Annotated in this window: 19 protein-coding genes; 9 read left to right on the top strand and 10 right to left on the bottom strand. The window is 73.5% G+C overall.

Annotated features, from left to right (window positions below):
- The first annotated feature begins 5 nt into the window (after positions 1 to 5).
- Positions 6 to 1,478, top strand: coding sequence for a sensor histidine kinase (locus DN069_RS06975; RefSeq protein ID WP_243638965.1), 1,473 nt, complete (start codon positions 6 to 8; stop codon positions 1,476 to 1,478).
- Between the two features lie 3 nt (positions 1,479 to 1,481).
- On the opposite strand, the gene DN069_RS06970 is transcribed toward DN069_RS06975, so the two are convergent.
- Complete coding sequence (locus tag DN069_RS06970) at positions 1,482 to 2,450, bottom strand: tetratricopeptide repeat protein (protein ID WP_111499961.1); 969 nt, start codon at positions 2,448 to 2,450, stop codon at positions 1,482 to 1,484.
- A 139-nt stretch (positions 2,451 to 2,589) separates the two neighbouring features.
- Positions 2,590 to 2,829: a hypothetical protein gene (locus DN069_RS06965; RefSeq protein ID WP_111499960.1), complete on the bottom strand. Its 240-nt coding sequence runs from the start codon at positions 2,827 to 2,829 to the stop codon at positions 2,590 to 2,592.
- Positions 2,830 to 3,088: 259 nt separating this feature from the next.
- Between DN069_RS06965 and DN069_RS06960 the strand changes: the two genes are divergently transcribed.
- Positions 3,089 to 3,406, top strand: a complete 318-nt coding sequence (locus DN069_RS06960) for a helix-turn-helix domain-containing protein (RefSeq protein ID WP_111499959.1) — start codon at positions 3,089 to 3,091, stop codon at positions 3,404 to 3,406.
- Between the two features lie 35 nt (positions 3,407 to 3,441).
- Here the strand turns inward: DN069_RS06960 and DN069_RS06955 are convergent, their stop codons facing one another.
- Positions 3,442 to 4,095, bottom strand: coding sequence for an MBL fold metallo-hydrolase (locus DN069_RS06955; protein ID WP_111499958.1), 654 nt, complete (start codon positions 4,093 to 4,095; stop codon positions 3,442 to 3,444).
- Positions 4,096 to 4,099: 4 nt separating this feature from the next.
- A complete protein-coding gene (locus DN069_RS06950) occupies positions 4,100 to 4,834 on the bottom strand; it encodes a maleylpyruvate isomerase family mycothiol-dependent enzyme (protein ID WP_243638964.1) in 735 nt (244 codons plus the stop codon).
- Positions 4,835 to 5,055: 221 nt separating this feature from the next.
- On the opposite strand from DN069_RS06950, the gene uvrA reads away from it, so the two are divergent.
- Both uvrA and DN069_RS06940 read left to right on the top strand, forming a co-directional pair.
- Positions 5,056 to 7,968, top strand: coding sequence for an excinuclease ABC subunit UvrA (gene uvrA / locus DN069_RS06945; protein WP_111499957.1), 2,913 nt, complete (start codon positions 5,056 to 5,058; stop codon positions 7,966 to 7,968).
- A gap of 101 nt (positions 7,969 to 8,069) precedes the next feature.
- Complete coding sequence (locus DN069_RS06940; protein WP_207892069.1) at positions 8,070 to 8,507, top strand: Rieske (2Fe-2S) protein; 438 nt, start codon at positions 8,070 to 8,072, stop codon at positions 8,505 to 8,507.
- A 9-nt stretch (positions 8,508 to 8,516) separates the two neighbouring features.
- On the opposite strand, the gene DN069_RS06935 is transcribed toward DN069_RS06940, so the two are convergent.
- Positions 8,517 to 9,167: a maleylpyruvate isomerase family mycothiol-dependent enzyme gene (locus tag DN069_RS06935; protein WP_111499956.1), complete on the bottom strand. Its 651-nt coding sequence runs from the start codon at positions 9,165 to 9,167 to the stop codon at positions 8,517 to 8,519.
- A 92-nt stretch (positions 9,168 to 9,259) separates the two neighbouring features.
- On the opposite strand from DN069_RS06935, the gene DN069_RS06930 reads away from it, so the two are divergent.
- Positions 9,260 to 10,297 carry a sigma-70 family RNA polymerase sigma factor gene (locus DN069_RS06930; protein ID WP_111499955.1) on the top strand — a complete coding sequence of 346 codons (1,038 nt, stop codon included), beginning with the start codon at positions 9,260 to 9,262 and terminating at the stop codon, positions 10,295 to 10,297.
- Positions 10,298 to 10,348: 51 nt separating this feature from the next.
- Here DN069_RS06930 and DN069_RS06925 read toward each other — a convergent pair whose 3' ends face one another.
- From DN069_RS06925 to DN069_RS42335, 3 genes are all read right to left on the bottom strand, one after another.
- Positions 10,349 to 13,855 (bottom strand): AfsR/SARP family transcriptional regulator, encoded by a 3,507-nt coding sequence (locus tag DN069_RS06925; protein ID WP_111499954.1) that lies wholly within the window; start codon positions 13,853 to 13,855, stop codon positions 10,349 to 10,351.
- Positions 13,856 to 14,269: 414 nt separating this feature from the next.
- Entirely contained in the window at positions 14,270 to 15,451 is a 1,182-nt protein-coding gene (gene tuf / locus DN069_RS06920) for an elongation factor Tu (RefSeq protein WP_111499953.1), read from the bottom strand.
- Positions 15,452 to 15,546: 95 nt separating this feature from the next.
- Positions 15,547 to 15,675 (bottom strand): hypothetical protein, encoded by a 129-nt coding sequence (locus tag DN069_RS42335; RefSeq protein WP_279387877.1) that lies wholly within the window; start codon positions 15,673 to 15,675, stop codon positions 15,547 to 15,549.
- A 136-nt stretch (positions 15,676 to 15,811) separates the two neighbouring features.
- Between DN069_RS42335 and DN069_RS06915 the strand changes: the two genes are divergently transcribed.
- Genes DN069_RS06915 through DN069_RS39895 form a run of 4 tightly spaced genes read left to right on the top strand, consistent with a single transcriptional unit; the run spans position 15,812 to position 18,198 of the window.
- Positions 15,812 to 16,219 (top strand): hypothetical protein, encoded by a 408-nt coding sequence (locus DN069_RS06915; protein WP_111499952.1) that lies wholly within the window; start codon positions 15,812 to 15,814, stop codon positions 16,217 to 16,219.
- Positions 16,220 to 16,266: 47 nt separating this feature from the next.
- Positions 16,267 to 17,202: an ABC transporter ATP-binding protein gene (locus DN069_RS06910; RefSeq protein WP_111499951.1), complete on the top strand. Its 936-nt coding sequence runs from the start codon at positions 16,267 to 16,269 to the stop codon at positions 17,200 to 17,202.
- Positions 17,202 to 18,008 carry an ABC transporter permease gene (locus DN069_RS06905; RefSeq protein WP_111499950.1) on the top strand — a complete coding sequence of 269 codons (807 nt, stop codon included), beginning with the start codon at positions 17,202 to 17,204 and terminating at the stop codon, positions 18,006 to 18,008. Before DN069_RS06910 ends, DN069_RS06905 begins: the two co-directional genes overlap by 1 nt.
- A gap of 13 nt (positions 18,009 to 18,021) precedes the next feature.
- The gene (locus tag DN069_RS39895) at positions 18,022 to 18,198 is read left to right on the top strand and encodes a hypothetical protein (RefSeq protein ID WP_165845401.1); all 177 of its coding nucleotides are present in this window, start codon (positions 18,022 to 18,024) and stop codon (positions 18,196 to 18,198) included.
- 14 nt (positions 18,199 to 18,212) lie between these two features.
- On the opposite strand, the gene DN069_RS06900 is transcribed toward DN069_RS39895, so the two are convergent.
- Both DN069_RS06900 and DN069_RS39890 read right to left on the bottom strand, forming a co-directional pair.
- Entirely contained in the window at positions 18,213 to 19,538 is a 1,326-nt protein-coding gene (locus DN069_RS06900) for an MFS transporter (protein WP_165845400.1), read from the bottom strand.
- A complete protein-coding gene (locus DN069_RS39890) occupies positions 19,535 to 20,833 on the bottom strand; it encodes an ATP-grasp domain-containing protein (RefSeq protein WP_165845399.1) in 1,299 nt (432 codons plus the stop codon). The genes DN069_RS06900 and DN069_RS39890 overlap by 4 nt, the downstream gene beginning before the upstream one ends.
- Positions 20,834 to 20,996 lie beyond the last annotated feature (163 nt).

Below are 20,996 nucleotides of genomic sequence, written 5' to 3'. Positions count from 1 at the left end.
GCCGCGTGAGCATCCGGGCCGGGCGTTTCCACCGGGGACTGCGCCGGTTGACCCCGAGGCCGCCGCGCACGCTGCGCGGCCGGCTGATCGTGGGTCTGCTCGCGCTGCTCGCCGCGGCCAGCACGGCGATCGGCCTGGTCACGGTCTCCGAGCTGCACCGGTTCCTGGTCGACAAGGTCGACCAGCAGCTGATGGAGACCGGCGGCCGCTACGCCGCGAGTCTGGAGACCGAGCCGCACGGCGACACCCGGGCGCAGACCGTCGGCACCCTCGGCGTCACCCTCACCGGCGGGCAGGTCGAGTCCGCCGGCGTGGTCGACGGCGACGCGGACGACGCCATCGGCGGCGACACGGACGACCACCCCGTCTTCGCCGAGCACCTCCGGGCCCAGCTCGCGTCCCTCCCGATCGGCGGCCGGCCCACCACCCGGCACCTCGGCCCGCTGGGGGAGTACCGCCTCGTCGCCCAGCGCGCCGCGGACGGCGACACGCTCGTCACCGGCCTGCCGCTGAGCCAGGTGGAGAGCACGGTGCGCCGTCTGCTCCTGGTCGAACTGCTGGTCTTCGCCGGGCTGTTCGCCGTCATCGCGGTGGCCGGCACGTTCTGGGTCCGGCTCGCGCTGCGCCCGCTGGAGCGGGTCACCCGCACCGCCGAGCAGGTCAGCGCGCTGCCGTTGGCCAGCGGCGAGGTCGAACTGCGCGAGCGCGTCCCCGACGAGAACCCGCAGACCGAGGTCGGCCGGGTCGGCGTCGCCCTCAACCTGATGCTCGGTCACGTCGAGGACGCCCTCGCCAAGCGCCAGGCCGTCGAGGAACGCCTGCGCGAGTTCGCCGCCGACGCCAGCCACGAGCTGCGCACGCCCGTCGCCGCCATCCGCGGCCACGCGGAGCTGGCGCTCCGCAGCCCCGAGCCGACCCCCGAGTCCGTCCAGCACTCGCTCCGCCGGATCGAGGCGGAGTCGCTGCGCATGGGCGCGATCGTCGAGGACCTGCTGCTGCTCGCCCGCCTCGACGCCGGCCGCCCGCTCGCGTCCACCGAGGTCGACCTCACCCGCCTCGCCCTCGACTGCGTCACCGACGCCCGCGCGGCCGGCCCCGAGCACAAGTGGCAGCTCGAACTCCCCGCGGAGCCGGTCCACGTCCCCGGCGACGCGGACCGGCTCCGCCAGGTCGTCGCCAACCTGCTGGCCAACGCCCGGGTCCACACCCCGCCCGGCACCCAGGTCTCCCTCGCCCTCCGGTCCACCCCCTCGGACGTCCGCCTCACCGTCACCGACACCGGCCCCGGCATCCCGCCCCAGCTCACCCCGCACGTCTTCGAACGCTTCGTCCGCGGCGACCGCACCCGCTCCCGCGCCACCGGCTCCACCGGACTCGGCCTCGCCATCGTCCACGCGGTCACCACCGCCCACGCCGGCACCGTCACGGTCGACTCCGCCCCGGGCCGCACCACGTTCGAAGTGCGGTTGCCCGGCTAGGAATCAGCGCGTCAGGTCGCCGAGGCCGGCGCGGGTGTGGAGGGCGCGGAGGTCGCGGAGGAGGGCGTGGTCGGGGCCGAAGGAGGCCTGGGCGGCGGCGAGAGCGGGGTGGAGGACCGCGGCGGCCTCCTGGGGGCGGCCCAGGGCGAGGAGGGCTCGGGCCTGGGTGAGCGCGGTGGCCACGGAGGTCTCGGTGGTGAGCTGGGGCGGCCGGGGCGCGACCGCGAGGAGGTCGAGGGCCTCGGCGGCGCGACCCTGCGCCTCCACGGCGTTGGCCAGGTTGACGTAGAGGACGTAGGCGTTGGTCGCCGACCGCGGTCCGCCCTCCGTCGAGGCGATCACCAGGCCCTGACGGGCCGCCGACTCCGCCTCCACGGCGCGGCCCTGGCCGCAGAGCGCGACGGAGAGCAGGATCAGCGCGGAGAGCCGCACCCCGGCGCCGTTCGGACCCGCACCGCTGCCCGCGGACTCCAGCAGGCGCTGCGCCTCCTGCTCGGCCTCCGCGTAGCGCTCGGCATGGCACAGCGCGGCGGCCCGCTGTGCGCGGGCGATCCGGGCCACGTCCCTGCGGTCCAGGTCGTTCGCGGCGTGCTCGCCGAGCGCCGCCCAGGCGTCGGCGGCCTCCGCGTGGCGGCCCTGGCTGTCGAGCGCGTCCGCGGACAGCACCCACGCCTGGACCAGGACCTGACTCAGGCCCAGTCGTTCCCGCTGCGCCACCACCGCGGCCGCCTGCTCGCCCGCCTCCGCGACGGCGCCCGTCGCCCGCAGCGCCGCGGCGAGCCGGTACCGCAGCTCCACCGTCACGTCATGCTCGGGCCCGAGCCCCACGAGGGCCTGGTCCAGCCAGGTGCGCAGCGGATGCACCATCTCGCCCTGGCGCCCGCTGTCGAAGTACGGCTTCGTACCCAGCACCTTCGCCGCCAGATCCCCCTCGAGCCGCTGCCGCTCCCGCCGCTCCTGCCACCACCCCATGCCCACCCCTCCTCGATCCCGGTGCCCGGCATTGTGCCAGGTCACTGGGAGGGGAGGTCCTGGAGACAGCGCTGCCCGTCCGCGACAACGGGGGAATGGCGCGGACGGGCAGGCGGGAGCCATCCTGCACCGTGGGTGATCAATTGTCGAGACCTTGCGGAGCCTGATCCTCCGTCGCCGCAAAGCCGTGACATTGGAGAACCGGCAGACGCGGGTAGCGCGGCAGGGTCGCGTCCGTGCCGGCGAGGCCGCAACGGAGGTAGGCGGTCCCCCGTCGGGTCTCGTTCAGGAGCCGGTGGCGGCAGGCCGCGCACAGGCCCGGGTGGGCGCCGAGCTTGGCCAGGACGTCGCCGGACTGGGCGGCGGACTCGTCGGACACGGAGACTCCTACAGCTGGACGGACGCGGGGTCGACGGGCCACGCCCGACGGAACCACCGCCGTGAGTGCACTGACCTGCTCCGGACCGGTGGGCACCGGCGCGTCGACGACCACCAGCGTGCCACCCACCCGCACCACGAACGCGCCGCCGCGCTGGACGCGGGTTCGACCGGCATTCGACCGCCACTGGGTCGCGGACGTGTTGAGTGAGACGCCGGGCCCTCACCGCGTCCGGCGCGGCCGATGAGGAGCTGAGGACATGGCAGAGGGCGTGGAGCAGCGAACGCGGCGAACGGCGCCGTCCGGCCTCGGCGAGATGCTGAACCGAGCCCGGCTGCGCACCGGTTGGCGGCGGCGAGAGGCGGCGCGGATCCTCGGGATCGCCCCGTCGTACCTCTTCGACCTGGAGGTCGGTCTGCGCTCCCCCTCCGTGACGGTGGCTCAATCCCTCGCCGACGGCCTGGCACTCACCGATCCCGAGCGCGCCGCGCTCCTCGCCGCCGCAGTCGCGGACGCCGGTCCGAACCGTCCGATCAGGCCGGCTGCCCGGGACGTGGTACGGCTCGTCAAGCACTGATGGTCCCCGGCGCGGCCGGGCGACCCGCCCCGGGGTCACCAGCCGCGGGACTCCCACTCGGGCAGGTGCGGGCGCTCCGCGCCCAGCGTGGTGTCGTCGCCGTGGCCGGGGTAGACCCAGGTCTCGTCCGGGAGCGGGTCGAAGAGCTTGGTGCTGACGTCGTGGAAGAGGCTGCGGAACGCGGCCGGGTCGCCCCAGGTGTTGCCGACGCCGCCGGGGAAGAGGCAGTCGCCGGTGAAGAGGTGCGGGTGGCCCTGCGGGTCGTCGTAGAGCAGGACGATCGCGCCCGGGGTGTGGCCGACCAGGTGGCGGGCGGTGAGGGAGACCTCGCCGACGCGCAGCGTGTCGCCGTCGTCGAGCGGGAGCTCCGTCGGGACCGGGATGCCCTCGGCGTCGATGCGGCCGGCCGCCGTCCGCGCGCCGGTGGCGCGGACGACGTCGGCGAGCGCGTTCCAGTGGTCCTGGTGCCGGTGCGTGGTGACCACGGTGGCCAGGCGGTCGCCGATCGACTCCAGCAGGACCGGCGCGTCCGCGGCGGCGTCGATCAACAGCTGCTCGTCGGTGGCGCGGCAGCGCAGCAGATAGGCGTTGTTGTTCATGGGCCCGACGGCGATCTTGGTGATCACCAGGTGTGCCAACTCCCGGACGTCGGGCGTCCCGCCGACCTTCACCGCTCCGTGGTACGTCATGGGATCAGCCTAGCGGCGGGAGCGTCGGCAGGACGGAGTTGGCCGCCACGTCGAGGGCCAGGCCGTCGGAACGGCCGGTGAGCCAGGCGAGCAGGGCCGGGCCCGGGCCGTGCACGGTGAGCTCGGGTGTGCCGGCGGCGGGCCGGGCGCCGGTCTCGTAGGCGTCCCCGGTCACGGCGTCGACCACGGTGAGCCGCGGCAGGTCGGAATGGCCCGCGAACTTCCCGCTGACGAGCTCCAGCTGCCCCCGCACGAAATCCGGCGGCCAGTCCGCCGGGGCGTAGGCGTCCGGCAGCCCGAGGTCGACGTGGTGGTACTCGACCTCCTGGATCCGCTTGGCGACCACCCCGCTCGCGGGGAACGCCCCGAGCCGGTGCGGGACCTCGACCGACCAGGCGGCCTTCGGCATCGCCGCGACCGCGGCGTCGAAGCGGGCCGCGCTTGCGCGCAGGTCCGCGACGTGCTCGGCGAGGGAGCGCTTCGAGCCCGCCTCGATGTCGCGCTCGCGCGCCTCCATGCTGGCGTACATGGGCGTGGGCACGCCCGTCCGCGCGCCGTCGAGCAGGTTGGCGAGGCCGTCGGCGTTGCGCGCGAGGTGGGCCAGCACGTGGCCGCGCGTCCAGCCCGGGAGCAGGGAGGCCTCGGCCGGCTCGGGCTCCCGCATGGCCTCCACGGTCGCCAGCAGGCGGGCCGTCGCGGCGGTCAGGACGGGAATGTCAGTGGTGGGTGCGATGCTCAAAGGATGTCCCCCATGGAAGCCCTGGCAGCTGGTTCGGCCCCGGATCGTGACTCGGCGCACTTGTCCGTCGTTCCCACGAGCGGAGCCCTTCACGCGCTAGCGTTTCATCCGTTCGGGCGAACGCGGTCGATTGCCTGAGAAATCGAACACGTGATCCCATTACTCTTGACTCAACCATGGTTCATCCGTCCCGTTCATCCCGCTTCGAAGGGCGCAGTAGCGTGGCAGACCGCCTCATCGTCCGCGGTGCTCGCGAGCACAATCTGAAGAACGTCTCGCTCGACCTGCCGCGTGACTCGCTCATCGTCTTCACCGGCCTCTCCGGCTCCGGCAAGTCCTCCCTGGCGTTCGACACGATCTTCGCCGAGGGCCAGCGCCGCTACGTCGAGTCGCTGTCCTCCTACGCCCGGCAGTTCCTCGGGCAGATGGACAAGCCCGACGTGGACTTCATCGAGGGCCTCTCCCCGGCCGTCTCGATCGACCAGAAGTCGACCTCGCGCAACCCGCGCTCCACGGTCGGCACGATCACGGAGGTCTACGACTACCTCCGCCTCCTCTTCGCGCGCATCGGGCACCCGCACTGCCCGGAGTGCGGCCGGCCGATCTCGCGGCAGTCGCCGCAGCAGATCGTCGACAAGGTGCTGGAGCTGCCCGAGGGCACCCGCTTCCAGCTGCTGTCGCCGCTGGTCAAGGGCCGTAAGGGCGAGTTCGTCGACCTCTTCGCCGACCTGCAGACCAAGGGCTTCTCCCGCGCCCGGGTCGACGGCAGGACCATCCAGCTCAGCGAGCCGCCGACGCTCAAGAAGCAGGAGAAGCACACCATCGAGGTGGTCGTCGACCGCCTCACGGTCAAGAAGAGCGCCCAGCGCCGGCTGACCGACTCGGTGGAGACCGCCCTGGTCCTCTCCGGCGGCACGGTCGTGCTCGACTTCGTCGACCTCCCCGAGGACGACCCGGAGCGCGAGCGCATGTACTCCGAGCACCTCTACTGCGTCTACGACGACCTGTCCTTCGAGGAGCTGGAGCCGCGCTCCTTCTCCTTCAACTCGCCGTTCGGCGCCTGCCCCGAGTGCACCGGCATCGGCACCCGGATGGAGGTCGACCCGGAGCTGATCATCCCCGACGAGGAGAAGTCCCTCGACGAGGGCGCGATCCACCCCTGGTCGCACGGCCACATCAAGGACTACCACCTGCGCCTGATCAAGGCGCTGGGCAAGGAGCTCGGCTTCCGCACCGACATCCCGTGGGCGGGCCTGCCGCAGCGCGCCAAGAAGGCGCTGCTGTACGGGCACAAGACGGAGATCGAGGTCACCTTCACCAACCGCTACGGCCGCGAGCGCTCCTACACCACGGGCTTCGAGGGCGCCGTCCCGTTCGTCCAGCGCCGCCACGCGGACGCGGAGAGCGACAGCGCCCGCGAGCGCTTCGAGGGCTACATGCGCGAGACGGCCTGTCCGGCCTGTCACGGCGCGCGCCTGAAGCCGGTCGTGCTCGCCGTCCGGATGGCCGGCAAGTCGATCTCCGACATCTCCTCCATGTCGATCGCCGACTGCGCCGAGTTCCTGGGCGGCATGGAGCTGAACGACCGCGAGAAGACCATCGCCGAGCGGGTGCTCAAGGAGGTCAACGAGCGGCTGAAGTTCCTGGTCGACGTCGGCCTCGACTACCTCTCGCTGGACCGCGCGGCCGGCACGCTCTCCGGCGGCGAGGCGCAGCGCATCCGCCTGGCCACGCAGATCGGCTCGGGTCTGGTCGGCGTGCTCTACGTGCTGGACGAGCCCTCCATCGGCCTGCACCAGCGCGACAACCACCGACTGATCGAGACGCTGGTCCGGCTGCGCGACCTCGGCAACACGCTGATCGTCGTCGAGCACGACGAGGACACCATCCGCACCGCGGACTGGGTCGTCGACATCGGCCCGGGCGCCGGTGAGCACGGCGGCAAGGTCGTCCACTCCGGCTCCCGCGAGGGCCTGCTGGCCAACAAGGAGTCGCTGACCGGCGCCTACCTGTCCGGCCGCAGGGCGATCCCGCTGCCGGAGGTGCGCCGTCCGCTGGACGCCAAGCGGCAGATCACCGTGCACGGCGCCCGCGAGCACAACCTGCGCGACGTCGACGTCTCCTTCCCGCTCGGCCTGTTCACGGCCGTCACGGGCGTCTCCGGCTCGGGCAAGTCGACGCTGGTCAACGACATCCTCTACACGCACCTGGCGCGTGAGCTGAACGGCGCGCGCAGCGTGCCCGGCCGCCACACCCGGGTCACGGGCACGGATCTGGTCGACAAGGTCGTCCACGTCGACCAGTCGCCGATCGGCCGCACCCCGCGGTCCAACCCGGCCACGTACACGGGCGTCTTCGACCACGTGCGCAAGCTCTTCGCGGAGACGACGGAGGCGAAGATCCGGGGCTACCTGCCCGGCCGCTTCTCCTTCAACGTCAAGGGCGGTCGCTGCGAGAACTGCGCGGGTGACGGCACGATCAAGATCGAGATGAACTTCCTGCCGGACGTCTACGTCCCCTGCGAGGTCTGCCACGGCGCCCGCTACAACCGGGAGACGCTGGACGTCCACTACAAGGGCAAGTCCATCGCCGAGGTCCTGGACATGCCGATCGAGGAGGCCCTCAGCTTCTTCGAGGCCGTCCCGGCGATCGCGCGGTACCTGAAGACGCTGTCCGAGGTCGGCCTCGGGTACGTCCGGCTGGGCCAGTCCGCGACGACGCTCTCGGGTGGCGAGGCGCAGCGCGTCAAGCTCGCCTCGGAGCTGCAGAAGCGCAGCAACGGCCGGACGATCTACGTCCTGGACGAGCCGACCACGGGCCTGCACTTCGAGGACATCAGCAAGCTGATCAAGATGCTGACGGGCCTGGTCGACAAGGGCAACACGGTCATCGTCATCGAGCACAACCTCGACGTGATCAAGACCGCCGACTGGGTCATCGACATGGGCCCCGAGGGCGGCTCCGGCGGCGGCATCGTGGTCGCCGAGGGCACGCCGGAGGCGGTCGCGGCGGTGGGGGAGAGCCACACCGGCAAGTTCCTCCGCGACATCCTCGGCGAGGAGCGGGTCTTCGACTCCGTCCCCAAGCCGCGGAAGAAGCCCGCGGCACGGAAGAAGGCCGCGGCGAAGGCCTAGGGCCTGTCCGCTGAGCTCGCACACAGGCAAGCCGCATAGGGTGGTGGGCGGTCCCCGCGAGGGCGGGGACCGCCGCCCGATCGCGAGGAGAGCCTGCCGCCGTGAACAGTGAGAACACTTCTGAGTCGGCCGGCTGCTGCCGTCGCCAGGTGCTGCGTGGCGCGGCGGCCGTCGGGGTCGCCGGGGCCGGCGTCGCAGTCCTCGCCGCGTGCGGCGGTTCCTCCTCCGCCTCGACCCAGTCGGGCCCGGTGACCCTCGGCCCGACCAGCGACGTGCCGGTCGGCGGCGGCAAGGTCTACCGCGCACAGCAGGTCGTGGTCACCCAGCCGAGCGCGGGCTCGTTCAAGGCGTTCAGCGCGGTCTGCACGCACGCCGGCTGCGTGGTCGACGGCGTGACCAACGGCGTCATCACCTGCCCCTGCCACGGCAGCCAGTTCAAGTCCACGGACGGCTCCGTCGCCCAGGGCCCGGCCCAGACGGCGCTGCCCTCCATCCCCGTCGCCGTCCAGAACGGCAAGCTGGTCGCGACGCTGAGCTGACCCCTCAGCTCAGAGCGCGGCGTGGCGTTCGCACAGGAGGGCGACTCCCTGGCCCTCCAGTTCCTCGCAGTAGGCCATGCGTCCGGCCATGGCCATCACCAGCGCCAGGGTGGTGCCTGACAGTTGTGGCCCGTCACCGGCGGCGAAGGGGCCGTCGGTGGCCGTGAGGCGCAGGCCGGCGACCCGCTTCTTGGAGCGAACGGGCAGGTCGGAGCACTGGTAGTAGGTCGCCAGGGTGGTCAGGGTGGCGACGGGGTAGTCGTGCCCGATACCCAGCGGCCGCCGGATGTCCTCGGCGTGGACGACGGTCTCGCCGAGCATCGCCAGGGTCGACGGAAGCGGCTTGGTCGTGCTGCCCGCCACCTGCCGGAACCGCGCGAGCGTCTCGGTCGGGGTGGCACCCAACTGCTCGGCCAACCGCATGGCGACCTGGCGGTCGAAGTCGAAGCGGCAGCGGAGCACGCCCGTCATCCAACGCAAGAAGCCGAGGTCGGCCCCCGCCGTCAGGTGGGCCAGCACCTCGCGGACGGTGAGCCCGTCGCACAGCGACCCGGTCACCCACTGCTCGCCGGTCAGTCCCGCGAGGTCGTCGGCCAGGGCCTCCCGCTCGGAGTGGATCAGTGACCAGGTGCTCGATGCCGGCGGCGTGGTCGGTGTCATGGCGGTGATGCTCCTTCGCTCCCCGGTGGGGTGGGCGCGTGTTCGTGTGTGGTCACAGGTGAGACCGCGGCCATCGGGCAGAATCGTCGCTCATGGGAGAGATTTCTTCCGACCCGGAGAGCGGCCCGGTCGCGGACCTGGCCCAGGCCCGCGCCGGGGACGACGCCGCGTTCACCCGCCTGGTGACCCCGCTGCGCGGAGAGTTGCACGCCCACTGCTACCGGATGCTCGGTTCGGCCCACGACGCCGACGACGCCGTGCAGGAGACGCTGGTGCGCGCCTGGCGGTCGCTGGCCCGGTTCGAGGGCCGGAGCACACTGCGCACCTGGCTCTACACGGTGGCCACCCGGGTCTGCCTGGACGCGGTCGCCGCCCGCGGCCGACGGGCGCTTCCGGTGGACCTCGGCCCCGCGAGCGGCCACGCGGTGCTCGACCAGCAGCCGCGGACGGACATCCCCTGGCTCGGCCCCTACCCCGACGCAGGCCTCCCGCACGGCCCGGCCGGGCCGGAGGCCCGCTACGAGCAGCGCGAGGCGGTCGAGTTGGCGTTCGTCGCCGCCTGCCAGCACCTGCCGGGGAACCAGCGGGCCGCGCTGCTGCTGTTCGACGTCCTCGGGTTCTCCGCCGCCGAGATCGCCGCGATGATGGACACCTCCACGGCGTCGGTGAACTCCGCGCTCGCCCGTGCCCGCCGCGTCCTGGCGACGCGGATTCCCGCCCGCAGCCAGCAGCAGACCCTGCGCGCTCTCGGCGGGGCGGAGGTGCGGGCGCGGGCGGCGGGATTCGCCGGGGCGTTGGAGCGCGGCGACGCCGACGCGCTGGTCGCGCTGCTCACCGAGGACGTCACCTGGTCGATGCCGCCGCTGCCGCACTGGTACCAGGGCATGGACGCAGTCCGCGACTTCGCCGTGGAGGTCCCGATCACCCGGTGCCCGAGCTGGCGACACCGGGTGATCAGCGCGAACGGCCAGCCGGCCGTCGCGTTCTACCTCGGCCCGGACCCCGCGGGCCCGCATGACGGCTGGGCGGTCGCGGTCCTGGACCTGCGGGACGGCCTGATCGCCGGGATCACCTCGTTCCTCGACCCGGCCCAGTTCGGCCGGTTCGGTCTGCCCGCCCGCCTCGACTGAGCGGCGGCTCGAAGCGGGCGCGTGAGCCGGCGCGCGGGCCGGACGCGCGGGTCAGTCGGAGAACTCGCTCAGCAGGGCTTCGGCGGCCTGCGCCGCGGGGACGGCGCCGATGTGCCGGTAGAGCGCGAGAGCCTCGCGCAGCTCGGTGACCGCCTGCGCGGCGTCGCCCAGCGACGCGTGCGCGCGGCCGAGGCCCTCCAGCGCGCGGGCCGCCTCCAGCGGGCTCGGGACGCGCCGCGCGAGGCGGAGCGCCTCCTCGTAGCAGGGGAGGGCGGACTCCGGGCCGGAGACGGCGGAGCGCAGCGCACCGGTGCTGTTGAGGACCTCCGCCTCCCCGTGGGGGTCGCCGAGGTCGTGGAAGAGCGAGCGCGCCTGCGTCAGCAGCTCGGCCGCCTCCGCCGCGCGCCCGAGCGCGTGCCGGGCGCGGCCGAGGTCGTGGCGGGCGTTGGCCTCGCCGTTGCGGTTGCCGGAGGCGAGGAAGATGGCCAGCGACTGCTCGTGCAGTGACGCCGCGCTCTCGGGGTCCCCGGCGCTGAGGCGGACCCGGCCGAGGTCCCAGAGGCTGCGGGCGACGGCCTGCTCGGCCGCCATCGCGCGGAAGAGTCGCAGCGCCCGCTCGAACAGGCCCGTGGCCGCGGCGGGTTCGCCGAGGTCCTGGTGGATGCGTCCGAGCGCCTGGCAGGCGGTGGCCTCGCCGAGGTGGTTGTCGATCGCGCGGAACGCCGCGAGCGCCCGCTCGCCGAGCTCGACCGCGGCGCGCAGCTCCCCGCTCAGCTGCCGCACCCGCGCCAGATCGCAGAGCACGTGGCCCTCGCCCCAGCGCTTGCCGAGCGCGACGTAGAGCTCCAGGGCGCGCTCGCCGCGTTCGCCGCCGCGGGAGAGGTCGCCGGTGAGGCGGTAGGCGCGGCCGAGTTGGAAGAGCGCGTTGGCCTGGCCGAGGTCGCTGCCGATCTCCCGGTAGAGCTCCAGGCACTGCTCCAGCAGCGGCACGGCGGCGGCGTAGTCGCCGCTGAACAGGTGGACGCAGCCGCGCTCGTAGATCGCGTTGGCCTCGCCGAGGCGCGCACCCTGCGCGCGGTAGAGGGTGAGTGACTCCTCGTGGGCGCGGTGGGCGTCGGCGAAGTCGCCGCGCTGCATGTGGATGCGGCCGAGCTCGGTCAGGCACTCGGCCCGGCCGAACCGGTCGCCCGCGTCCCGCGCCGCCTCGGCGCAGGCGCGGAGCAGGTCCGCGGCGTCGGCCAGCGGGCCCTCCTGGTGCAGCAGCGGCGCGAGCGCGAGGGCCAGTTCGATCCCGACGGGTACGCGGTGCGCGGGCCGGCCGTCGCCGACGGCGAGCCGCGCCGAGGCGAGCAGGTTCTCGCGCTCCGCCCGCATCCACGCCAGCGCCGACTCCTCCGCCCACCCAGCTACCCGGCCCCACCCCGGCCCGGCGCTCCGGTCGCCGACCCGAGCTTCGCCGGCAATGCCCGAGCCGGGGCCTTTGTCTGAGCCGCTGCCCGCACCCGCGCCCGCGCCCGCGCCCCGCTCGTCCGGACAGGGTGTCGGGACTGCGCGGGGCCAGCGGCGGAGTTGGGTGGCGGCGTGTTCGGCGCCGTGGGCGTAGTGGGTGAGGAGGCGGTCGAGGGCCGCGTCGTGCTCGACCGCGTCCCATTGGCGCGGCTCGCGGCAGTAGAGGCGGATCAGGTCGTGGAAGCCGTAGCGGCCGGGCACGTGCTGGGTCAGCAGGTTCTGGTCCAGCAGCGAGTCCAGCAGCTGTTCCGCCGTGACGCCGTCCCCGCCGAGCAGGGCCGCGGCGGCGGGCGCGTCGACGTCGGTGCCGGGGGTGCGTGCGAGCAGGGTCAGCAGGCGCTGCTCGGCGGCGGGCAGCGCGGTGAAGGAGGTCGCGAAGACGGCGCTCAGCCCTCGCTCCTCCGGCTCCGCCGCCAAGGCATCGCCCGCGTCGGAGCCGTCCAGCTGGTCGAGGCGGGGGAGTCGGTGGTGCTCGTCGCGCAGGCGCTCGACCAGGTCGGTCAGGCGCAGCGAGCGGCGGCGCCGCAGCTGCGCGGCCGCGATGCGCAGCGCGAGCGGTACGAAGCCGCAGAGCGCGGCCAGTTCGCGTGCCTCGGGCTGCTCGGCGGGCACGCGCTCCGCGCCTGCGACGCGGCGCAGCAGGGTGAGCGACTCGGCCTCGCTGAGGACGCGCAGCGAGACGGCGTGGGAGTCGTCGAGCCCGGTCAGCCGCTTGCGGCTGGTGACCAGGACCAGGCAGCGGGAGGTGGCCGGCAGCAGTGGGCGGATCTGCGCGCTACTCAGCGCGTTGTCGAGGACGATCAGGGTCCGCGTCCCGGCCAGGCGGTCGCGGAGCTGGACCGCGCGCTCCGCCGGGTCCCTCGGGATCGTCTGCGGGGGCACGTCGAGGGCGCGCAACAGTGCGTCGAGGGCCTCGGCGGTGGTCATCGGCGCCGCGCTCGGGGTCCAGCCGCGCAGGTCGACGAAGAGCTGGCCGTCGGGGAAGTCGGCGCGCACCCGCTGGGCGACGTGGACGGCGAGCGCCGACTTGCCGACTCCGGCCATGCCGTCGACGGCGGCGACCACCGCCCAGCCGGTCTCCTCCCCGTCCGCGGCCTGCCGGGCGCAGCCGAGCAGCCGCTCGACCTCGGCCGCACGCCCGGTGAACGCGCGTGCCTCCGCGGGAAGTTGGCAGCGCACCGGCGGCCCGGCGAGCGCGGCCGCAACGCCGGACGCGTCGGCTGCCGCGGCCGTCGGCGACGACGGCGTCGGTTCGGCCCGCCGCCGGGCGGCGGGCGGAGCCTGGCGCTCCAGCCCCGCCGGTGCGTCCTCGGCCAGCGCCTGGAGGTAGACCTCCTGCACGGCCGCGCCCGGATCGACGCCCAACTCTTCACTGAGGCGCAGCCGCAGGCGTCCGTAGACGTCCAGGGCCTCGGCCCGGCGGCCGTCGTGCAGCAGCGCCGTCATCAGGTCCCGCTGCAACTCCTCGGCGAGCGGATGCTCGGCCGCCCAGCTGGTGAGCTCGGGGACGAGGTCGTGGTGGCGGCCCAGCCGCAGTTCCGCCGCGGCGCGCCAGGAGCGCAGCTGCAGACGGGAGTTCTCCAAGGCGTGCTGGAAGGTGTCGGCGGTGTCGGCCTCGGCGAGCGAGGGGAGGTCCTCCAACGGCCGCCCCCGCCACAGCCGCAGCGCGGCGTCGGCCTCGGCGCTGACGGCCTCCCAGTCCCGGGCGAGCCGGGCCCGCCGGGCGTCGTCGGCGCGACGGCGGAACTCCTCGGTGTCCAACTCGTCCGTCTCGACCCGGATCAGGTAGCCGGACGCGGTGGTGCGGATGCGCTCCTGCTCGGCCGCGCCGAACAGCCCGCGCAGCCGGGCGACGTGGTTCTGCAGGGAGGCGCGCGCGGTCGGCGGCACGGCGTCGCCCCACAGCGCGTCGAGCAGGCCGGCCGTCGGCACCGTCTCGTTGGCGCGCAGCAGCAGCGCACCCAGCAGCAGCCGGCCCTTGCGCGACTTCAGCGGCATCGCGCCGGCCGTGCCCTCCACCACGAGCGGCCCGAGCAGCCCGAATCGCATCTCCCACCCCTCACTCACCCCGCGTCCCAGTACGCGAACGGGAGGCGCGAAGGATGCTAACAGCCCGTTCGACTGCGGCCGACCCTCGCCCAACTGCGGTTTCCCTCACGCCGGGACGGTCTGTTGGTGATCCGTTGGCGAAAGCGTGGAATATTCCGTTATCGGCTCGGCCGACGGTCCGGGGGGAGCGTCGGCCGTGCCCGACGGGGGCATGGGCGTGTCCGACGTCACCGTGGTGCCGAGGCGGGGGGACCGCCGAAGCTCGGTGCTCGCTCCGGGACGAGGAACGCCGCCGCACGGGCTCGGATCGGGGGATACCGAGCCCGTGCGGCTGAGTGCTGCCCACAGACGCCGCTGTCGTAAACACCGGCGTCTGTGGACTCAGGGGCACCGTGCGCTACAGCATGACGGCGCCTACTCGAGGATCGCCTGCACCGCCCCGGCCGCGACCGTGCGGCCGCCCTCGCGGACGGCGAAGCCCAACCCCGGCTCCAGCGGCACGGCCTGACCGAGCGTCACGGTCAGCTCGACGGTCTCGCCCGGCCGCGCGACCGCGACGCCGTCCGGCAGCAGCACGTCACCCACGACGTCACCGGTCCGCAGGTAGAACTGCGGGCGGTAGCCGCTGGTGATCGGCGTGCGGCGGCCGCCGTCCGCCGCGGAGAGCAGGTGCAGCCGCGCGGTGAACACGCTGTGCACCGACGCGCTGCCCGCCGCCGCGACGACCATGCCGCGGCGGACCTGGCCGCGCTGCACGCCGCGCAGCAGCAGGGCGACGTTGTCGCCCGCCTCGGCGCTCTCCATGGTGCGCCCGAAGGTCTCCACCCCGGTCACCACGGAGCCGAGCTCCGAGCCGTAGCCGATGACGTCGATCCGGTCGCCCATGCGCACGGTGCCGCGCTCGACCGCGCCGGTCACCACCGTGCCGCGGCCGGTGATGGTCAGCACGTTCTCGACCGGCATCAGGAACGGCGCGTCGGTGTACCGGACGGGGGTGGGCACGTACGCGTCCACCGCGTCCAGCAGCTCCAGCAGCGCCGCGGTCCAGATCGGGTCGCCCTCCAGCGCCCGCAGCCCGGAGACCCGGACGACGGGCGCGCCCTCGCCGTCGTAGCCGTGGGCCCCGAGCAGCTCGCGCACCTCCAGCTCGACCAGGTCCAGCAGCTCCGGGTCGCCGGCGTCGGCCTTGTTCAGCGCGACGACGACGTGCTCGACGCCGACCTGCCGCGCGAGCAGCACGTGCTCGGCGGTCTGCGGCATCACGCCGTCCTGCGCGGAGACCACGAGGATGGCGCCGTCCAGCTGGGCCGCACCGGTGATCATGTTCTTCACGAAGTCGGCGTGGCCGGGCATGTCGACGTGGGCGTAGTGCCGCGTGGCCGTCTCGTACTCGACGTGCGCGATGTTGATGGTGATGCCGCGGGCGGCCTCCTCCGGCGCGCGGTCGATCCGGTCGAACGGCACGAAGGCGGCGCCGCCGTGCTCGGCGAGCACCTTGGTGATGGCGGCGGTGAGCGTGGTCTTGCCGTGGTCGACGTGACCCATGGTGCCGATGTTGAGGTGCGGCTTGGTCCGCACGAAGGCCTGCTTGGCCATGACGCTTCTCTTCTCCGGGAGTTGACTCCTGACGGGACCTCAGGGCGGGGCCGACCTTCCCCGGCAGAGGTCCCGGGGGATCGACCCGGGGAAGGTCAGCTTCGCGCGCCGCCGAAGGCGGCTGCGGGCCGTGCGTCGCACGCGCCCGCGGCGGCTGCGGACGTCAGGGCAGCGGCCATCGCGCCCGCGACTGCGGGGAACTGGGCGATGGCGTACCGGAACATGCGCACCATCGTGCCCGGGCCCTCGCCCCGGACGCCAACGGTTTTCGGGCGGGCGGCGGTTTCCGGGCGACGCGGACGCGATGCGCACAGCCCGGGCGTAGCCTGGGAGGACGGTGTGCGAGTGAGGAGGCGCACCATGCTCGGCGACCTGATAGGCGAGGAACAGGGCCGGATCACGGTCCAGCGGGTGCTCCCGTCCGAACACGGGCTGCCGCCAAGCGTCGAGACCACGTTCCAGGCGTCCGGGACCTTGCTCGGGGTCACGATCAGTGACATGGGGACCTACGTCGGCACGCTGCGGCCCGACGGCACGCTCTACGGCACGGGGACGGGCGTCATCATGAGCCCCGACGGGGCCTTCGCCAGCTGGCAGGGCACCGGCGTCGGGACGCTCGGCGAGGGCGGGACGGTCTCCTGGCGCGGCTCCATCGTCTACCTCAGCGACTCACCGGCCTTCGCCGGACTGCGCGGTGTGGCGGGAGCCTTCGAGTGGGAGACGGACCAGTCCGGGAAGGCGAGTGGGAAGCTCTGGGCCTGGCGTTGAGGCCAAGCCCGCCACAGGTGCGGGAGCCGACCAGATCGGGGTCCGGCATGGACACGGTGATCCGGGTCTCCGCCCTCCGGATGCGGTACGGCCCGTTCGAGGCCGTGCGGGGGATCGACCTGGAGGTGCGGCGCGGGGAGGTGTTCGCCTTCCTCGGGCCGAACGGGGCGGGCAAGACCACGACCGTCGAGATCCTGGAGGGGTACCGCAGGCGGACCGCCGGGGAGGTCGACGTGCTGGGGGAGGACCCGGCGCGGGCGGGTCCCGCGTGGCGGGCCCGGATCGGGGTGGTGCTGCAGGAGTCGCAGCCCGAGCGGGACCTCACCGTGGCCGAGTGCATGCGCCTGTACGCCGGCTACTACCCGGCGCCGCGTCCCGTCGGTGAGACGCTGGAGCTGGTCGGCCTCGCCGAGCAGGCGGACGCGGCCGCCACCCGGCTGTCCGGCGGCCAACGCCGTCGGCTCGACGTCGCGTTGTCGCTGATCGGCGACCCGGAGCTGCTCTTCCTCGACGAGCCCACGACCGGCTTCGACCCCTCCGCCCGCCGCGCCGCCTGGGACATGATCGCGGGCCTGCGCGCGCTCGGCGTGACGGTCTTCCTGACCACCCACTTCATGGACGAGGCCGAGCACCTCGCGGACCGGGTGACGGTCATCTCCGACGGGCTGATCGTCGCCGAGGGCACGCCCGGCACCATCGGCGGCCGCGAGCGCGCGGCGGCCGAGATCCGGTTCACCCTGCCGCCCGCCACCGGGCTCGCGGACCTGCCTCCGGCCGTCCGGGCGGCGCTGGCGGACGGCGAGGGGGAGGGCCGCCGCCTGCTGCTGCGGGCCGACCGCCCGCTCACCGTGCTCGGTCCGCTGATCGGCTGGGCCGAGGCGCGCGGCCACGAGCTGCCGGACCTCGAAGTGCGGCGTCCCAGCCTGGAGGACGTCTACCTGGCGCTCACGGCGAACGAGACGGCCGCGACGGAGGTGCCCTGATGGCCTCCCCGAAGAGCGCGCCGCCGGGGGACGTGGTCCGGCTGGCGCTGCACCAGTTCCCCTACGACCTGCGGGCGTTCCTGCGCAATCCGCAGTCGCGGTTCTTCACGCTCGCGCTGCCGGTGCTGTTCCTGGTGATCTTCGCCTCGGTCTTCGGCGGGCACAACACGGTGAAGGTGGCCGGTGGCACCATCGACACCTCCGTCTACTACGTGCCGGGGATCATCGCCCTCGGCATCATCGGCGCGTCCTTCGTCAACCTGGTGATCTCCGTGACCGCCCAGCGCGAGGCGGGCGTGCTCAAGCGCCGTCGGGCCACGCCGGTCCCGGCCGCGTCGGTCATCGCGGGCCGGGCGCTGACCGCGGTGGTCGTCGCCGTCGTCATCACCGCCGTGCTGCTGGTCATCGGCTGGGCCGCGTACCACGCGCACATCCCGGCCCGGACCGCTCCGGCGCTCGCGGTCACCGTGATCGTCGGCGCGCTCTCGTTCTGCTGCCTCGGCTACGCGCTGACCTCGGTGATCCGCAACGAGGACGCGGCCCAGCCGGTCACCCAGGCCGTGATGCTGCCGCTCTACTTCATCTCGGGGGTGTTCATCGCATCCTCGGTGCTGCCGCGCTGGCTGGTGGACGTCGGGAACGTGTTCCCGGTCCATCACCTCGTCGAGGCGCTGCTGACCGCCTACAACCCGCACACCACCGGTGCCGGCTTCGCCTGGACCGACCTGCTGATCATCGCCGCGTGGGGCCTGGGCGGTCTGCTGATCGCCCTGCGCCGCTTCAGCTGGCTGCCCCGCGGGGGCTGAGGGAGGAGGAGAGATGGCAACCGAGACGCAGAGCAGACGAGGGCGCTGTCCGCGCCACGGCACGGTGGAGGCGACCAGGGACCTGCCCGCCATCACCTTCCCGTGGCTGTACCACTGGGCCCGCCGCACCCTGGCTGCGCGCCGCGAGCCCTTCCGCTGCCCGGAGTGCGGCGCGCCCGTGGAGACCTGAGGTGCGCTGACGGCTCAGGTCGTGCCGAGGAGCGGTTGCCGGTCCTGCTCGCCGGAGCCGGACGGGTCGGCCGTGCCGGGGTCCGGCGCGAGGTGATCGTCCGCGCTCGTGGCGGCCACGCGCCAGGCCGAGCCGGCGATCAGGATGAGCAGCAGGCCCGCGCCGAGGAACAGGGTGCGGGGCCCGTGGAGCCAGGTCACGGCCGCACCCGCGAGGGCGGCGCCCAGGGGGTTGACCGCGAGGCTGATCACGCGGGCGGCTCCGGTGACCCGGCCGAGGAGCTCGCGGGGGGTGACGCGTTGGCGGAGGGTTCTGATGACGACCGTGGCGCAGGTGGCCGTCAGGCCGAGGACGAGATTGGCGGCGCCGAGCAGCCACACGGAGCGGGCCGCGCCGATCCCGATGACGCAGGCCCCCATGGCGAGCACGGAGAGCAGGATGACGGTGGACTCGCTGACCTTCCTGGCGATCAGGGGCGACACGGAGGCGCCGACGATCCCGCCGATACCGGCGGCTGCCACCGCGATTCCGCACAGGGACTGCGAGAGGTGGAGGGTCTCGCGCCCGAAGAAGACGATGAGCGTCTCGACGCCGAGGACGAAGTTGACGGCGCCCTGCAGCGCGGTGATGGCGCCGAGTTGCCGGTTGCGGCGGATGAACGCCAGCCCCGTGCGCGAGTCCTGGACGACCTGCCGCAGCCGGCCGGACGGCTCGCACGGCTCGGACGGCTCGGACGGTCGGGCCGAGGGGGCGGTGCGGGCGGGCAGGAACGCGAGGGTGGCCAGCGAGACCACGAAGGTCGTCGTGTTGATGACGAGGGCGCCGGTGAGGCCGATGACGGCGGTGAAGGCGCCGACGGCGGCGGGGCCGGCCACCAGGGAGATCTGGGAGGCGGTCTCCAGGTAGGAGTTGGCCGAGACCAACCGCGCCGCGGGGACCGCGTCCTTGACGGCGACGCTGAGGGCGCACTCGAAGAAGGCGCCGGCCGACGAGGCGATGAACGCGCAGATCAGGACGGCGACCACGTCGGTGGAGCCGGTCGCGCTCAGGATCGTGATGACGGCGAAGGCCGAAAGGCGGACGGTGTCGGCGACGAGCATGACCCGGCGCGGGTCCGCGCGGTCGACGACGACGCCGGCGATCAGCCCGACGAAGAGGTAGCCCACGGTGCGCGGCACGGCCGACAGCGCGGTGGCCAGCGCGCTGTGGCTCATCGCGAGGACGACCAACGGCACGGCCAGGAGCGCGAATCCGTCCCCGAGCAGCGAGACGGCCTGGCCGTCGAGGAAGACGCGCAGGCGCATCCTGGACAGGGTGGGGGCGGTGGGCTGCCCGTTCATGCGGAGGCCCCGACGGTGGCAACGGGTTCGGCGGGGGAGACCTGGATCGCGGCGCGGGCCCAGGCCGCCGCGGCACGCAACCGCTCTTCCACGGTGGCCTCGTCGGGGCCGCAGGCGAGCACGCTGCCGGCCTTGTTGAACGAGGAGGCGCTGGTGTCGGGCGTGGCCTGACCCACCTCGACGTTCAGGCGGACCTCGACGACACCGGGCAGGGCGAGAAGCTCCTCCGCCGTCGGCATCGCGGTGATCCGGCCGGGTGGGGCGGTCAGTTGGACCCATCCGTAGCAGTCGCGCGACTCGGCCGGGACGGGAGCGGGCGAGAGGCCGAGGACGGCGCGGGCCCAGCCGTCGGCGAGGCTGGTACCGAACTGAGCGCCCATCACCTCGCGGATCAGGCCGCCGCCCGTTCGTCCCGCGCATTCGCTGAAGGTCAACCGGCCCTCGTGCAGGAAGACTTCGAGGTGGAAGACGCCGTCGCGCAGGTCGAGCCCGGCCAGGGCCTGTTCGGTCAGGGCGCGGGCGTGGGCGTACAGATCGCGGTGGCGCTCGGGAGCCAGCCCGACCGACCCCACCAACTTGCCCTCGCGCAGGGCGAGGACGTTGTGCAGGTAGCGCGAGATGCCGAAGCCGGTGACGGCGCCGTCGCGCACGACGCCGTCCAGGTGCAGCTCCCGCCCCTGGGTGAACGTCTCCACCAGCCAGGGACCGGGGCGCGTGGGGGCGGTGGCGTTCGGGCTCGCCAGGGCCTGCCGGGCCTCCTCGTCGAGCACGGGGAAGGTGTCCGCGGTGGCGGCGCCGGCGACGGGCTTGACGACGAACGGCGGGGCGACCGGCAGCAGGGGAATCTGCTCGAGGGTGTCGGCCAGCGCACAACGGGCGGTGGGCAGCCCGATCCTGGTGATCACCGACTTCTGGACGTACTTGTCGCGCAGGGCGATCGCCGCGTCGACGGGCATGCCGCGCACGCCGAGGAGTTGGGCGAGCGTGGCGGCGGTGACGACGGTGAACTCGTCGTCGCTGGCGACCGCCGCGACGTTCGAGGCGCTGTGCCCGGCGCGGGTCAGCGCGGACAGCGCCTGCTCGATACCGGCGGGATCGGCGACGAGCAGTGTCTCGTCCACCGAGGGGGACACCCGCGCCGTTTCGTAGTGCGCCGGACTGCTGAGGCAGATGACGCGTGCGCCCAGCCGGTGGAGCGCGGTGGCGGCGTGGGGACGCCACCCGACGAGGACGACGGCGGGGGCTCCGGTGGGAGCCGTGCCGGCATCGACTGCTGATGGAACGTCAGGCTTCACGAAGTTCCGCTCGCTGTTTGTGAATTGGGGTCGCCCGGCGGTCCCGAAATCACGGTGTCTACGCGAATAGACTCCGGTGTGGTCCATTCGAATAGACGGAGAGCTGGTTCTGTCTGCGATTCCAGGGTTCTGTCGCGAGCAGGTCAGACCATATCACGATCGT

It is taken from the genome of Streptacidiphilus pinicola (assembly GCF_003258295.1).
GTDB classification, from domain to species: domain Bacteria; phylum Actinomycetota; class Actinomycetes; order Streptomycetales; family Streptomycetaceae; genus Streptacidiphilus; species Streptacidiphilus pinicola.
Note: the sequence above shows the minus strand (reverse complement) of the source record. Positions and strands in the feature narration are given on the sequence as shown.